Here is a 14,478-nt window from a genome sequence, read left to right as displayed (position 1 = left end):
TCCGAACATAGTTGAAAACTTGAAAGGTAAGATATGACTGTAAAATTCATCAACGCAAAAGAAGCTGCATCTATGATACCTGACGGTTCGACCGTGGCGATCGATGCATTCATCAGTTTCTGTCTCGCAGACGACATACTGGGAGAGATCGAGTCGAGGTTCGTACGCGAAGGACATCCGTCATCGCTTTCAGTCGTGAACGTTGCCGGTATCGGCGGTGACGGCAAAGACCGCGGTATCAATCATTTCGCACACAAGGGCCTGATGCGCAGATTTCTCTGCAGCAACCTGAGTCTCGCAAACAAAATATATCCTCTGATAACGGAAGACGCCTTCCCGTGCTTCATGATACCGCAAGGCGTTCTTTCCCACATGATGCGTGCGATCGCATCAGGAAAGCCCGGGATCATCACAGAAGTCGGCATGAAGACATTCGTCGACCCTCGCATAGACGGCGGCTGCATCAACGACGCGGCAAAGGCATGCGACGAGCGTCCCGTGCAGCTGATACAGCTCAACGGCTCCGACTGCCTGTTCTACCCTGCCTTTTCCATAGACATCGCGATCATCAAGGGATCAAAAGCCGATAAAAAGGGCAACATATCGCTCGAAAAGGAAGCGATGCATCTCGAGCAGCTGGAAATGGCCACCGCAGCCAGGAATTCCGGCGGTATCGTGATGGTACAGGTCGATGAGATCGTAGAACACGGAACTATCCACCCTCAGCAGGTGACGGTGCCATCCACCCTCGTCGACTACGTGATACTCGGCTCTCCCGGAAACACAGGCCAGCACTTCATCGAAGGACTGCCTGATCCGATCGATTCGTGGTGCGGCGACGAGAAGATACAGCTCGAGGAAATCAAAAGCATACCGCTCAGTCCCGAAAAGATAATATGCAGGCGGGGTGTATTCGAAATAAAGGAAGACTCTTTCATCAACCTGGGTATCGGCGTTCCGATGAATGTCTCCAGCATACTAAACGAGGAGGGCCTGATCGAAAAGGTTTCTGCCAGCATCGAGTCCGGCGTGATGGGCGGAGTACCTGCTCCCGGCATCGCGACAGGCGCGGCATACAACCCTGACGCGATCCTCAAGCAGCCCGATATGTTCGACTTTTACGACGGCGGCGGCATAGACTACGCATGCCTCGGATCTGCGGAGATCGACATGCACGGCAACGTCAATGTTTCGAGATTTGCAGGAAAGGTGCCGGGCCCCGGCGGATTCATCAATATCACGCAGGGAGCCAAGAACATATGCTTCATGGGTACATTCACAGCCGGAAAAAGCGATATGCGCATAGAGGACGGAAAGCTGAATATCGTCAAGGACGGGCCGCACATCAAGTTCAGGGAGCACGTCGACCACATCACCTTCTCCGGCGAAAACTCGCTGGACAAGGGGAAACAGCACGTGATATACATCACCGAGCGCGCCGTGTTCGCACTCCTGCCTGAAGGGCTGACCCTTATAGAGATCGCTCCCGGAGCCGACCTCGAAAAAGATATCCTCGGCAAAATGGATTTCACTCCGGTCATTTCGAAAGACCTCAGGCTAATGGACGAAAGACTGTTCCGACCGGAGAAGATGGGGATATCACTGAAAAAGTAACTATACGGAAAATGATCCATTCATATCCGGCAAAACCGGTATGATTCTGCTGACGCACATTGCAAAAGAGCGCTGCATGATATAAACATCATGCAACGCTCTTTTTTAAAGTGTATCGTATGTTCTTTATTTAATACATCTATTTCCCTGCTGTCATGCAGGAAAAGGTCCGGCTCACAGCAATATGCGCCTATGCTGTAGGATTTGCCGGTTTCGGAAGTCTTTCCGCGATCACATTCATAAGGCTGTCAGTGCACTTGATCGGATCTGCGAACTTTCCATCAGCTACTGCAACGAGTTTCGCTTCAGCTGTCGGAACCAGCACTCCGCCAAGCACCTCATCTATCTCAGCATACTTGTATGCTGGTACCTTATCGTTCATTTCCATGGAAATATCTTCAGTGTCTTCCCAGTCGTGCTCTATCTCGAATATATGGGAGATCTCTGCTGCCACTTCCCAGTTGCTGAGCTCGATGTTTTCATCGATCGCTGCCTGAACGAGCTGCAGTCTTCTCTCTGTATTCGTATAAGTACCGTCAGTCGATGCAAAGCCTGTTCCAGGGATCACTACATCTGCCTTCGCTGCAAGCGGAGTCATGTGTGTATCGCATACTGCGAGGAACTCGAGAGCATCGGTGTCGATATCAGCCTCTTCACCGAATACCACCAGCGCCTTCACTCCTTCCAGAGCCTCTGCGCCTGCAGTTATTCCGAGGTCTACGAGTCCCTGAGAATTGTTCTTCGCTTTTACCTGAAGTATACCGTCTCTAGGGCTTCCGATATGACCGCTTGCCAGTGCGATATCCGCGAGCAATGCTGCCGCATCCTCTGTGATCAGGTTCTGATTGAATACGATCATCGCCTTTTTAGCGTTCAGATACATATCAGCTACAGCCTGAGCCTCTTCGCCTACCTTTACATCCTTAAGGCTTTCTGCGAATGCTTCAAAGCCTGCCTTTGCAGTGCCTTTGCCGCTGTCTGCCACTGCCTTCGCGATCTCTCTGATGAATCTGAGATCATTTGCAGTGTAGATCTCCTTTGCAAGGTAACTCATATCCTGAGGGTAATCTTCAGGATTTATCAGGATCACCTTTGCACCTCTCTCTGCAGCCTGCTTGAGCTTGAGCTGTATAACAGGATTGTCTGCTGCGTTGAACCCTGCCGCGATTATCACTTCTGTCGACAGGAGCTCATCTATCGTATTAGGTGATGCGTCGTGTCCGATGACCTGAGCGATACCGCTCTTTCTGCTGTTCATGCAGAACACCTTTGCACCCATATCTTCCGCCATAGTCTTTATAGCGTAAGCTTCTTCATTTGTATATCTGTCTGAGATCGCAACACCGATCGCATCCTTCGTGTACTTCGCGCCTGTAGACTGGCATCTCTTTGCGATAAGTACGAGAGCTTCATGATAATCCGTCTCTCTGAAGCCGTCTGCATCCTTTACAAGAGGCTCTTCCAGCTTGTCTTCGAGCATCGAACAGTCGAATCCCCATTTGCCTTTGCCGCATGCCAGACCTGCATTGACTGTGCCTTCTCTGTCAGGGTTTGCCTTTATCAGCATGTCAGCATATGATTCCAGCTTGAGGCTGCATCCTACCGAGCAGTACGAGCATGTCGTATCCGTCTCTACCGCTGCAACAGGTGTTTCCTTTATCATTGTCGTTCTTTCCTGCAGAGCGCCTGTCGGGCACACGCTCACGCACTGTCCGCATGAGATACATCCCGATTCGATGAGCGGTTTTTCGAGGTTCGGCTTCACGACAGTGTCGAATCCTCTGTTCACGAGACCTAACGCGCCTACGCCCATAACTTCGTCGCAGACTCTCACGCAAAGGCCGCAGAGTATGCACTTGTTAGGGTCTCTCACGATGAACGGATGAGCATCCTCGTATTCCACGAGGTTCTTGTCACCTGCAAGTCTCTCAGGATGAACGTCGTACTGATGTGCGAAATCTATCAGCTTGCATTCGAAGTAGTCGTGGCATCCGCACTCGAGACATCTCATAGCCTCTGCCTCTGCCTGCTCTGCAGTGTATCCGTCAGGGATGACTTCGCTGAAGTTGCCCTTGCGCTCTTCTGCGCTGAGCTGAGGCATTTCAGGTCTGCAAAGTCTTTCTCTGTCTTCGAAAGTCATCTCCGTTATATCATCCCTCTCAACGAAGAACGGTTTCTCGTATCTGATAACTTCGCCGTCGAGGTACGCATCTATGCTGTCCGCAACCTTTCTCGCATCTGCGATAGCTTCAACCGCGATCGAGATCTTGTCGTTACCGCAGTCTCCTCCTGCAAATACGCCGGGTATGCTTGTCATGAATGTCTCTTTATCGTATGCGATCGCGTTCTTTCTCGTCTTGTCGCATTCGAATATCGATGCGTCTACAGCCTGACCTATAGCCAGTATCATAGTGTCGATCGCTATCGTTTCTGTCTTTCCTTCTACAGGTATCGGCCTTCTTCTGCCTGACTCGTCAGGCTCGCCGAGTTCCATCACCTGCAGCACTACTTCTTTTACATGTCCGTTTTCGTCCTTGACTACTTCGAGAGGGTTCGTAAGGTTCTTGAAGATAACGCCTTCTTCCTCTGCCTCTTCGATCTCGACCATGTCAGCCGGCATTTCATCCTTCGTTCTTCTGTAAATATTGTAGACTTCCTTTGCTCCGAGTCTCACGGCAGTTCTGCACGCGTCCATGGCAGTGTTTCCGCCGCCGACGATCGCTACTTTCTCTCCGAGTTCGATCTCTTCGTTTCTTACCACTTTCCTGAGGAAGTCGATACCGCCGATGACTCCTGCAGCATCCTCGCCCTTGCATCCGACTCCTGTCGAGATCCATGCTCCTATGCCGAGCAGCACTGCGTCAAAATCTTCTTTAACAGTTTCGAACGGGATATCCTTGCCGATCTTCGTATCTGTCACTATCTCAACACCCATTCTCTGGATGGTGAAAATTTCCTCGTCAAGCACAGCCTTTGGCAGTCTGTACTCAGGGATGCCGTATCTCAGCATACCGCCTGCCTTAGGCATCGCTTCGAATATCGTCACCTCGTGACCCATCTGTCTGAGGAAGTACGCTGCCGACAAACCCATAGGGCCGCCGCCTATGATCGCTACTCTCTTTCCTGTATCAGGGTCGCACTCAGGGATGAACACGTCTTCGTCTGCCAGATCCTGATCGGCTACGAAACGCTTGAGCCACTGTATCGAGATAGGCTCGTCTACGAGACCTCTCCTGCATTCCTTTTCACATGGATGCGGACATACTCTTCCCAGTGACGCCGGGAGCGGCACCTTGTCCTTGACCAGCTCAAGAGCCGCTTCATACTCGCCGTTGGCGATGAGACCTACATATCCCTGACAGTCTGTCTGTGCAGGGCATGCCAGTACGCAAGGCGGTCTGCAGTCTCCCTGGTGGTTCGAAAGCAGCAGCTCGAGGTTCGTCTTTCTCGATTCGATGACCCTCTCTGTATCCGTGCGGATCACCATTCCCGGAGCGATCTCAGTCGCACATGCCTTCCACAGCTTAGGGTTGCCCTCCATCTCGCACATGCAAAGGCCGCACGAGCCGTATATCCTGGTTCTTTCATCGAAGCAGAGAGTTGGAATGAAAATGTCATTTTCTCTGGCAACTTCAAGGATAGTCTGACCAGGAAATCCTGTAACTTCTTTGCCGTTTATATTAAGTCTGAACTTGTTCATTTTTCTTTTCCTCCTCCCTTATTTCTTCTCTATGGCTCCGAATTTGCATGTTTCAAGACACTTGCCGCACTTGATGCACTTGTCCTGATCGATGACATGCTTTTCCTTTACGCTGCCGGAAATAGCTCCGACAGGACATTTCTTTGAGCATAATGTGCAGCCTTTGCATGCATCTGTGATCGTATATGTAACGAGCGCTTTGCATGATGCTGCAGTACATTTCTTGTTGTAGATATGATCTTCGTATTCATTTCTGAAATACTTTATCGTAGTCAGTACAGGATTAGGCGCAGTCTGACCGAGTCCGCACATAGAGCCGTCCTTTATCTTCATTGCAAGCTCTTCCAGAAGCTCGATGTCTCCGTCTTTTCCCTCGCCTTCAGTGATCCTCTCCAGGATCTCCAACATTCTCTTCGTTCCTATCCTGCAGTAGTTGCACTTTCCGCATGATTCGTCTCTTGTAAAGTTGAGGAAGTATCTTGCCATGTCTACCATGCATGTATCCTCGTCCATTACGATCATACCGCCGGATCCTACGATAGCGCCTGTCTTGTTTATATCTTCATAAGTTACAGGTGTTTCGATCAGGTGTGCAGGGATACATCCGCCTGACGGACCTCCCATCTGTACAGCCTTGAACTGCCTGTCCTTCTTGATTCCTCCGCCTATGCCGAAGATCACGTCGTTGAGCGTAAGGCCCATAGGCACTTCTACGAGTCCGCCCTTCTTGATCTTTCCTGCGAGAGCGAATACCTTCGTACCTTTGCTCTTTTCGGTTCCCATCGCACCGAATGCGGCACCGCCGTTGAAGATGATCCACGGAACGTTAGCCAGCGTCTCAACGTTGTTTATATCTGTAGGCTTCTGCCAGAATCCCTTTGCTGCCGGGAACGGCGGCTTGAGTCTAGGCATACCTCTCTCACCTTCCAGTGAAGCTATCAGTGCAGTCTCCTCACCGCACACGAATGCGCCCGCACCGGCTTTGATGTAGATATCGAAGTCAAATCCCGATCCGAATATGTTCTTTCCGAGGAATCCTTTTTCTCTTGCCTGGGCCATTGCGATCTCAAGTCTCTTGATCGCGAGCGGATACTCTGCACGGCAGTAGATCACGCCGTGGTTCGCTCCCATCGCATAACCGCCTATGATCATTCCTTCAAGCAGTGAATGCGGGTCTCCCTCGAGGACTGATCTGTCCATGAATGCGCCCGGGTCTCCCTCGTCGGCATTGCATACGAGATACTTTTCGTTTCCCGGGCTCTGCTTTGCAGCGTTCCACTTGAACCAGGTAGGGAAGCCTGCGCCGCCTCTGCCTCTGAGTCCTGATATTTTTATTTCTTCTATTACTTCATCCGGAGTCATAGAAGAAAGCACTTTTTCTATAGCCTTGTATCCGTCTGCGGCAACATATTCCTCTATATCCTCAGGATTTATCACACCGCAGTTTCTGAGAACGACTCTCTGCTGCCTGCCGACAAACTGCTTGTCTTCATCAGAGATCGCATATTCCTCTGCCACCTTGTGGTTGACGAGGTGTTCCTCAACGATTTTTTCGACTTTTTCCGGCTGCACCTTGACGTATCTTGTCATTTCGCCGTTATCATCATATATGTCTACGATCGGTTCAAGATAACATGTTCCCACGCATCCCGTGATCCCGACATTTATATCTAAATTCTTATCTGCTATCTGTTTCTCGAATTCAGCCGCTGTTTTCCTGGCTCCTGTAGCCACGCCGCAGCTTCCCTGTCCGATTACTACTTTCATTCCGCTACCTCCTATGCCCTTTCTCTGATCTCAGCAAGGATCTTCTTTACAGAATCTTTTGTGAGATTTCCGTATGTCTCATCGCCTTCTGAACTCTTTATCATCATTACAGGCGCCAGAGAACAGCATCCGAGACATGCCACATTGTTCAGCGTGAAAATACCGTCTTCGGTAGTCTCTCCGTCCTTGATCTCAAGATATTCGCACACAGCTTCTTCGATCATCTCCGAACCGTTTACGTGGCACGCGGTACCCTGACACAGCATGATCAGATATTTGCCTACAGGCTTCAGTCTGAACTGTGCGTAAAAAGTAGCCACACCATAGATCTTCGCAGGCTTTATACCTGTCACTTCAGATATATAGTTTATAGCATCCACTGAAAGATATCCGTAGATATCCTGAGTCTTCTGCAGAATAGTGATCAAACTGCCTGGCACTTTTGCGTATTGTTCCAGCACAGGAGCAAGCTCCCTGAACTGCTCTTCTCTGCTCTGAGAACAACCGCAGCTACAACAATTTTCACTCATGTTAGTTCCTCCTAAAATACACTTACACGATACACAATAACATATTTACAATATTTACACAAAATTCGAACGTTTTTATTATAACAAAAATACCGCTGGCGCGCAACATGTAGCACAACAACGGCACTATAAAACAATTTATAGGTTTCGTAACAAATTCAGATAAAATACGCCCCGCGCGAATTTGGAATCGCGTGAGTGATTTCAGATATTTCCGGACTTTTTTACAGCTTCGCTATAAAAAACTCCAGTGCTAGAGAATCTTCCATAAGTCCTGTCTTTATATTCTCATCCACCTCATATGCAGCAGACAGCGCGTTTCGCAGATCCGCCATGGAGTAAAGCCCTGTGACAGCCATTGCCTTTTTCACTCTGAACTCGTGCATACCAAGCTTTTTATGGATACTTCCGGGAGGAACACCCTCGTCTTTCATTTCCTTGACTGACAGGATAAGCTCCAGCTGACCTGTGATCAGCCCCAGAAGCTGGAACACACTGCTTCCCATGTTGAGCAGATTGTGTAAAAGTCTGAATGCCTCGTCCTTTCTGTTCCTGCCGATCGCGTCAAGCATCGCAAATACGTTATTTTCCGGATTCGCAGCTATTATGTCGCTTACATCTGCAGCTGTTATCTCCGGTGCAGCTCCGCTGTGCGCTATTATTTTTTTCAGGTCGTTTTCCAGATTGTACAGGCTGTATTCGATGGATTTGTTGCCGTACCCGCTCTCCGACATTATCAGATTTATCACCGACGACGTGTAACTCTTTCCTGCAGCCCTGAACCGTTTTTCGATGAAACTCCTCAGCTGGGCGTCCTTGAGCGGCTGGAAATCATACACCTTGCCGTTCTTTTCCACGGCCGTCCTGATCTTGTTCTTCCCGCTTTTCTTTTCACCCTGTTCAGGCGCCGTTATCAGCAGCAGGCTTTCTTCCGGTATGTCCGAAAAATATTCGATCAGCATCTTCAGATCATCAGCAGGCATGCTTTTCAGATCGTTCCCCATCGCAGGCGCAAAATCCTGAAGCAGCACCACCTTTCTCTCTGACATCAGACTGACTGTCTCCAGACTTTCTATTATCTTTCCCGCCGATGCATCCTCGCCCTCGAGCACAACGAGATCTATAGCCTTGCATGCTTCTGACACATATTTTCTGATGAGCGCATCGGTGTACCATCTTATAAGGTACTCCTCCTTGCCGCACAGGAGCACGAGACTCGGTATCTTCCCCGCTTTTATATCCTTGCCTATAGTTATGAATGCATGTTCCTTTTCTCTGTAACGCTCCGCTGCCATCAGTCGCCTTTCCTCTTTATCACTGTCTTAACATAGTCATCACCTCTGCCTTCCCGTCATCCGAAAAGTCAAAGCCGACAGCTCCGTCCTTATCATTTCTGTATACCATTATACCGTTTTGCCGGTAATTTTCAATAACCCCGTTGTCAGGGTGCCCGAAATTGTTTTTTCCGACCTGGAACACAGCGTATGAGGGCGCTGCCTGCTCCATGAATTTCCCACTGTAGCTGTACCGGCTGCCATGATGGGCTACTTTCAGTATATCGCAGCATATATCGCTCCGCCACGCCTCTCCGATCTTCTGAAGACAATCCGCATCAACATCTCCCGTGGCTATCACGCTCACATCCCGCATACAGATCTTCATGATCAGACTCGACTGATTCTCGTCCTCTTCCTGCTGCAGCAGCTTCTCATACTCTCTGGCTGTTTTTCTCTCAGGCCACAGGACTCTTACGCTTGTCTCCGCTGAAAGCTGCACAGTCTGCCCTTTATACAGATATGTCAGCGCTTCAGGTTCAAGCCCTGTCTCGCGCAGTATCTCTTCTTCTCTCGGGCGGTTGCCCTCATACAGATAGAGACGTTTGATCATCCCTTCTCTGCAAAGCTCTGCGATACCTTTATAATGGTCAGTATGCAGATGCGTCACAAAGGCCCCGTCCAGTTTTTTCACTCCGTTTTTCAGCAGATACGGCTTCAGTACTTTTTTCCCTACATTGTAATTTATGCTGCCGCCTCCATCGACAAAATAATTTCCGCCGTCCTCTGTCCTGAAATGTATGCAGTCTCCCTGCCCTACATCCACGAAAGTCAAATCTGCCTTTTCAAAACCGCTGCCGCATATTTCCCCTAAAGAAAACGAAACAAGCAGCACCGCAGACAGCATCAGAGGTATAAACTTCTTCCCGCCCCTTCTTTTTATCGCCAGACGCCCTTCTTCCGAAAGGAATACCATCAGTGACATATAATAAAACGCAAGCGTGCCCTTTCCGGGAGACGTCACCTCAAAAACCGTCACACCGTCTGCAGCTGAAACATGGTTAAGCACAGTCATCATCCTGCAAAGACCTGCCGCTGCAGCAGATACGACAGAAAACAATCCGTCCGACGATACGGAAAAGACCATGGCGCACAGCCCCATCGGCACTATGATACCGGTAAGAAAAATCACAGGCACGTTCACGAGCACTGCACCCGGAGACAGATAGTTGAATACATATGCGACGTACGGCATCAGCCCCGCCTGCACCGAAAGGCTTGCCGTGAATATACCTTTATATATTTTTTCAGCTGCAGGCATCACCATCATCATAGTCAGCACTGCGAGGAACGACATCTGAAACCCCGTATTGAAAATACTCATGGGATTTCTCATCATCATGACCGCAGCAGTGCAGAATGCTGCCGAATACAGATCGTATCTCCGGTTTGTCAGTATCGCGAACTGATGCAGTCCTATCATGAACACCGCTCTTGTCACCGACGGTGAAAATGATGCAAGCACTGCATAGCAGCAGAAAAACGTCATGGTCGCGGCAAAATACAGTCTGCCTTTTCCCCATCTCCACAGCTTCGATATCACAGCATAGATGATCCCTATATGCAGTCCGCTTACCGCCAGCACATGCGCCGTGCCGTTTTTCCGGAACTCCTCCAGGACATCCTCATCCATCTCATCTTTTTCCCCGAACAGTATCGCCCCCATCATCGACGATGCATCGTGTCCCGCCTTCTGCTCAAGCTTTGAAAGGAACGTTTCCCTGAACACATACAGCCGGCCGGCAACCGTGTGCATCCCTTTTCCATCCAGCACCTCCACGCTGTCAGCTTTTATCACATCATTTATACCTACAGATCTGAGATACAGCGAATAATCGAAACAGCCGGGATTTCTCCCCGGCGAAGGACGCTCTGCAGTGCCCTTCACTTTTATGATATCGCCCGGCACCATGCCATCATCGGCATTCTCAGAATATCTCACTGCGAGCACATCACGAGATGAGATGATATTGCCGCCTGGTCTGTATATCCTGATCCTGTACTGATGCCTGCATGTGCCGTCACTCATCTCCTTTTGACTTATCTGCACTGTCTTCCCCGTCATTTCATAAACTTCACCATCCTGAAGCACCGGTGCGCCCCTTACAATATCGTACATCACGAAATTCGCAGTGCCTGCCAGATACGAAATGAGCACCATGCAAAGTGCCGCAGGCAGTCGCCATTTCCGGCTGCTTAAAGCCAGCATCAGCATACATGCAGCTGCAGTCAGGATCAGGACTTTTAGCCCGCAGTAATACCCTGCAGCGACAGGAGCTGCAAATGCAAACACTATGTACAGCAGCGGTCTCCTCACACTGCAATTTCTCGTTCCGTCCCCTTTGTCCATTTGCTGCGCCGCCTCACTTTGTTTGATTATTTTTACTTTTTTTCTATTTTATTCCATAAAACTATTTTTGTCAAGGCTCTGTGAAACTTGCCTATTTTCTTTTACTTTTCATTTCTTTAATGGTATAATTATGTCGACTAATTCAAAAAACTAGGAGGAAAAGATTTTGTCTGATAAATATAACAACAAAACAGATGATGAGTTTTTCGCTCAGTTTGATCAGCCTCAGACACCGGCAGATCAGGCTAATCGCAGCGGTGCAGACAATGTCGGCACCGCTTATACGGAAAGCAGTGTCGCGGGCAGGAGAAGATCATCCCGGAGCGGCCGAGACAATTCACGCAGAAATGGCAGACCGACTGACCGCACAGCTTCGGCACAGGGCAGACAGCAGGCCGGATCTTCATCTGCAGGATCGGGAAAGCGTGCATCTTTCCTTAAGAAAATGGCAAACAGCAACGGCCTGAAATCAAACGACACCACTCTTTCGATAGTACTGAAATCTGCAGCCCTGCTCGTTGTCGGACTGATCATGGCTGTCGGTATCTACGTAGGTATCGTGTTCACTACAGCACCTAAGATCAATACAGATGATATTTATTCGATGCTTTCACAGAGATCGGTAATGTATGATTCTGACGGCAATGAGATCGAAAATCTCTATTTTTCCGATGGCAACAGAACTATCGTAAAATACGACGATATCCCTGAAGACATGGTCAACGCAGTCGTTTCCATAGAAGACAAGAAGTTCTGGTCGCATAACGGCTTCAACTTTATCAGAATGGTCGGCGCAATCAAGGACAGCGTACTCGGAGGCGGTCAGATAAGCGGTACAAGTACGGTAACTCAGCAGCTTGCGAGAAACGTTTACCTGTCTGAGATCAAGAGCCAGCGAAGTCTCAGCAGAAAGATCTCGGAGGCTTACTGCACGATAGTACTTGAGAAAAACCTAACAAAAGAAGAAATAATGGAAGCCTATCTGAATACTATCTACCTGGGATTCAATTCATACGGCATACAGGCTGCATCACAGGCATACTTTTCAAAAGATGTTCCTGAACTGGATACGCTCGAATGCGCGGCACTCGCAGCTATGCCTCAGTCGCCTGACACATATGCGCTGATCAAGGCTGACTACGACAACAGCAATACATCGCTGCCTGTGCTCACAAGTGTGGACTCTGTCACTTATCTGTACAACGGAGATATCTCAAAAGACAGACGTGATGCAGTACTCGTAAACATGAAGAATGCAGGGTACATAACAGCTGAACAGGAAAGCGAGTGCCTGAATGATGACCTCAAGAACCACATGAAGCTCGGCATATCGTCAAGCGGAAGCCTCACTTCCTACTTCACCGACTACGCAGTCGATCAGCTCACTGACGACATAGTATCCGAATACGGTGTGGATCGCTCCGATGCGCAGAATATGATATATTCAGGCGGCCTCAAGATCTACACAACTATGGATTCCAGCATACAGTCCATCGTCGAAGATGAATTCAGCGATGACAGCAACTACGCAGGCATCGGATATGCCCGAACGAACAGTTCCGGAGACCTGCTTGACGATAACGGAGATATACTTCTATACGACTACTCGCACTATTTCAACAGCAATGATGAATTCACGCTGACAAGCGACGAATACACTATGGAGAGCGACGGCAGCATGAAGATCCTTGCCGGAAAACGACTCAATATCTATGAGATAGAAGTCAACGACGAGCCTGACGTAAGCATAGAATTCAAGGGAATGTACACGAGCGAAGGCGGCACATTCTACTTCATAGAAAGCGGTGCACTTTCCATCCCTCAGGGTTACAAGACAGTCGACGGTGACGGAAACGCAATCATTTCGGCACAGTTCTTCACGGACTACCCTGAATTCTTCGTAAAGAGCGGAGACAGCTATACCGTCAACAGCGGCAACTACAGTCTCAAACAGAAGACCAGACAGCCGCAGGCTGCGATGGTTATCATGGAGAACGAGACCGGTGAAATCAAAGCTATGATCGGCGGACGAGGCACATCCGGAAAACAGCTCTTCAACAGAGCTACAAACCCTAGACAGCCTGGTTCATCCGTAAAGCCTATCGCTGTATACGGACCTGCTCTCCAGATGAGCTATGAATATGAAAAAGACGGCAAGACAATGAGCCTCGACAGCAGTGACGGAAGCAACTGGGGCAAATACATAACTGCCGGAAGCATCATCAACGACGCACCTCTTACATTTAACGGTGCGACATGGCCTAAGAACTTCTACAGCGGTTACCGTGGCCAGATGTCCTTCCGTACAGCGCTTCAGCAGTCAGTAAACGTCTGCGCAGTAAAGATCTATCTTCAGATCGGTCCTGATTATGCAGCATCCATGCTGAAGAAAGTCGGTATAACAACAGTGGATGACGAAGGTGAAGTAAACGACCTGAATCCTGCAGCTCTTGCTCTGGGCGGTATGACACAGGGTATCTCCCCTCTCGAGCTCACTGCAGCATACGCTACATTCCCGAATGGAGGAGTTTACAAAAACCCTATTTCATATACAAAGGTTCTCAATTCAAAGGATGAAGTCCTCTTCGAGAAATCATCGGAAGGTGAACAGGTATATAACGAAGGTGTAGCATGGATAATGACTGATATACTTCACACTGTAGTAACGCAGGGTATCGCAGGCAACGCCAATATCAGTTCACAGCCGGTAGGCGGCAAGACCGGTACTACCGATAACAACTACGATGCATGGTTCGCAGGCTTTACACCGCAGTATTCCGCAGCATTATGGATGGGTAACGATGTAAACATAGACCTTACTGCAGGCAGTGCGCAGTCTGCAAGCTTCTGGTCAAATATCATGGAAAGAGTTTGCGCTGACATTCCTAGAGCTTCTTTCAGAGAAAAGCCTAGCAATGTAATAAGCTACGGCGGTGAATATTACACCGACGGAACGTATTCCAAGACAGGACTCACACCTTCCGCAACTCAGGGGGAATCCACTACCCAGCCATCGAGCAGTGAAGAGCCGTCCAGCAGTGAAGAGTCATCATCGATGACACCTTCATCAGGCAGCGAATCTTCAAGCAGCGGAGATAACAACTGATGATAGGATACACCTCATAAACACGACCGGCCCCGCTGATCTGAATTCTGAATAATGACAAAAACAGTGATCGACAT

Annotated in this window: 7 protein-coding genes; 2 read left to right on the top strand and 5 right to left on the bottom strand. The window is 49.1% G+C overall.

Features of this window, described 5'->3' with window-relative positions; all coding sequences use genetic code 11:
- Positions 1–33 precede the first annotated feature (33 nt).
- Positions 34–1,614, top strand: a complete 1,581-nt coding sequence (locus OCV59_RS00330) for an acyl CoA:acetate/3-ketoacid CoA transferase (RefSeq protein WP_147592337.1) — start codon at positions 34–36, stop codon at positions 1,612–1,614.
- 190 nt (positions 1,615–1,804) lie between these two features.
- Here OCV59_RS00330 and OCV59_RS00325 read toward each other — a convergent pair whose 3' ends face one another.
- From OCV59_RS00325 to OCV59_RS00305, 5 genes are all read right to left on the bottom strand, one after another.
- Positions 1,805–5,314: an FAD-dependent oxidoreductase gene (locus tag OCV59_RS00325; RefSeq protein WP_147592336.1), complete on the bottom strand. Its 3,510-nt coding sequence runs from the start codon at positions 5,312–5,314 to the stop codon at positions 1,805–1,807.
- Positions 5,315–5,332: 18 nt separating this feature from the next.
- A complete protein-coding gene (locus OCV59_RS00320) occupies positions 5,333–7,081 on the bottom strand; it encodes an NADH-quinone oxidoreductase subunit NuoF (RefSeq protein WP_147592335.1) in 1,749 nt (582 codons plus the stop codon).
- Between the two features lie 11 nt (positions 7,082–7,092).
- A complete protein-coding gene (gene nuoE / locus OCV59_RS00315) occupies positions 7,093–7,611 on the bottom strand; it encodes an NADH-quinone oxidoreductase subunit NuoE (RefSeq protein WP_147592334.1) in 519 nt (172 codons plus the stop codon).
- 224 nt (positions 7,612–7,835) lie between these two features.
- The gene (holA, locus tag OCV59_RS00310; RefSeq protein WP_147592333.1) at positions 7,836–8,906 is read right to left on the bottom strand and encodes a DNA polymerase III subunit delta; all 1,071 of its coding nucleotides are present in this window, start codon (positions 8,904–8,906) and stop codon (positions 7,836–7,838) included.
- Between the two features lie 19 nt (positions 8,907–8,925).
- Positions 8,926–11,295 (bottom strand): DNA internalization-related competence protein ComEC/Rec2, encoded by a 2,370-nt coding sequence (locus OCV59_RS00305; protein ID WP_147592332.1) that lies wholly within the window; start codon positions 11,293–11,295, stop codon positions 8,926–8,928.
- A gap of 166 nt (positions 11,296–11,461) precedes the next feature.
- Here OCV59_RS00305 and OCV59_RS00300 point away from each other — a divergent pair, with 166 nt between their 5' ends.
- Positions 11,462–14,401 (top strand): transglycosylase domain-containing protein, encoded by a 2,940-nt coding sequence (locus OCV59_RS00300; protein ID WP_147592331.1) that lies wholly within the window; start codon positions 11,462–11,464, stop codon positions 14,399–14,401.
- The last annotated feature ends 77 nt before the right edge of the window (positions 14,402–14,478 follow it).

Source organism: Brotomerdimonas butyrica (genome assembly GCF_025567305.1).
GTDB classification, from domain to species: Bacteria; Bacillota; Clostridia; order Peptostreptococcales; family Anaerovoracaceae; genus Lentihominibacter; species Lentihominibacter butyricus.
Note: the sequence above shows the minus strand (reverse complement) of the source record. Positions and strands in the feature narration are given on the sequence as shown.

Coding starts and splice junctions, on each gene's coding strand:
- OCV59_RS00305 (WP_147592332.1), bottom strand. CDS start 11,295: ATGGACAAAGGGGACGGAACGAGAAATTGCAGTGTGAGGAGACCGCTG.
- nuoE (WP_147592334.1), bottom strand. CDS start 7,611: ATGAGTGAAAATTGTTGTAGCTGCGGTTGTTCTCAGAGCAGAGAAGAG.
- OCV59_RS00325 (WP_147592336.1), bottom strand. CDS start 5,314: ATGAACAAGTTCAGACTTAATATAAACGGCAAAGAAGTTACAGGATTT.
- OCV59_RS00330 (WP_147592337.1), top strand. CDS start 34: ATGACTGTAAAATTCATCAACGCAAAAGAAGCTGCATCTATGATACCT.
- holA (WP_147592333.1), bottom strand. CDS start 8,906: ATGGCAGCGGAGCGTTACAGAGAAAAGGAACATGCATTCATAACTATA.
- OCV59_RS00320 (WP_147592335.1), bottom strand. CDS start 7,081: ATGAAAGTAGTAATCGGACAGGGAAGCTGCGGCGTGGCTACAGGAGCC.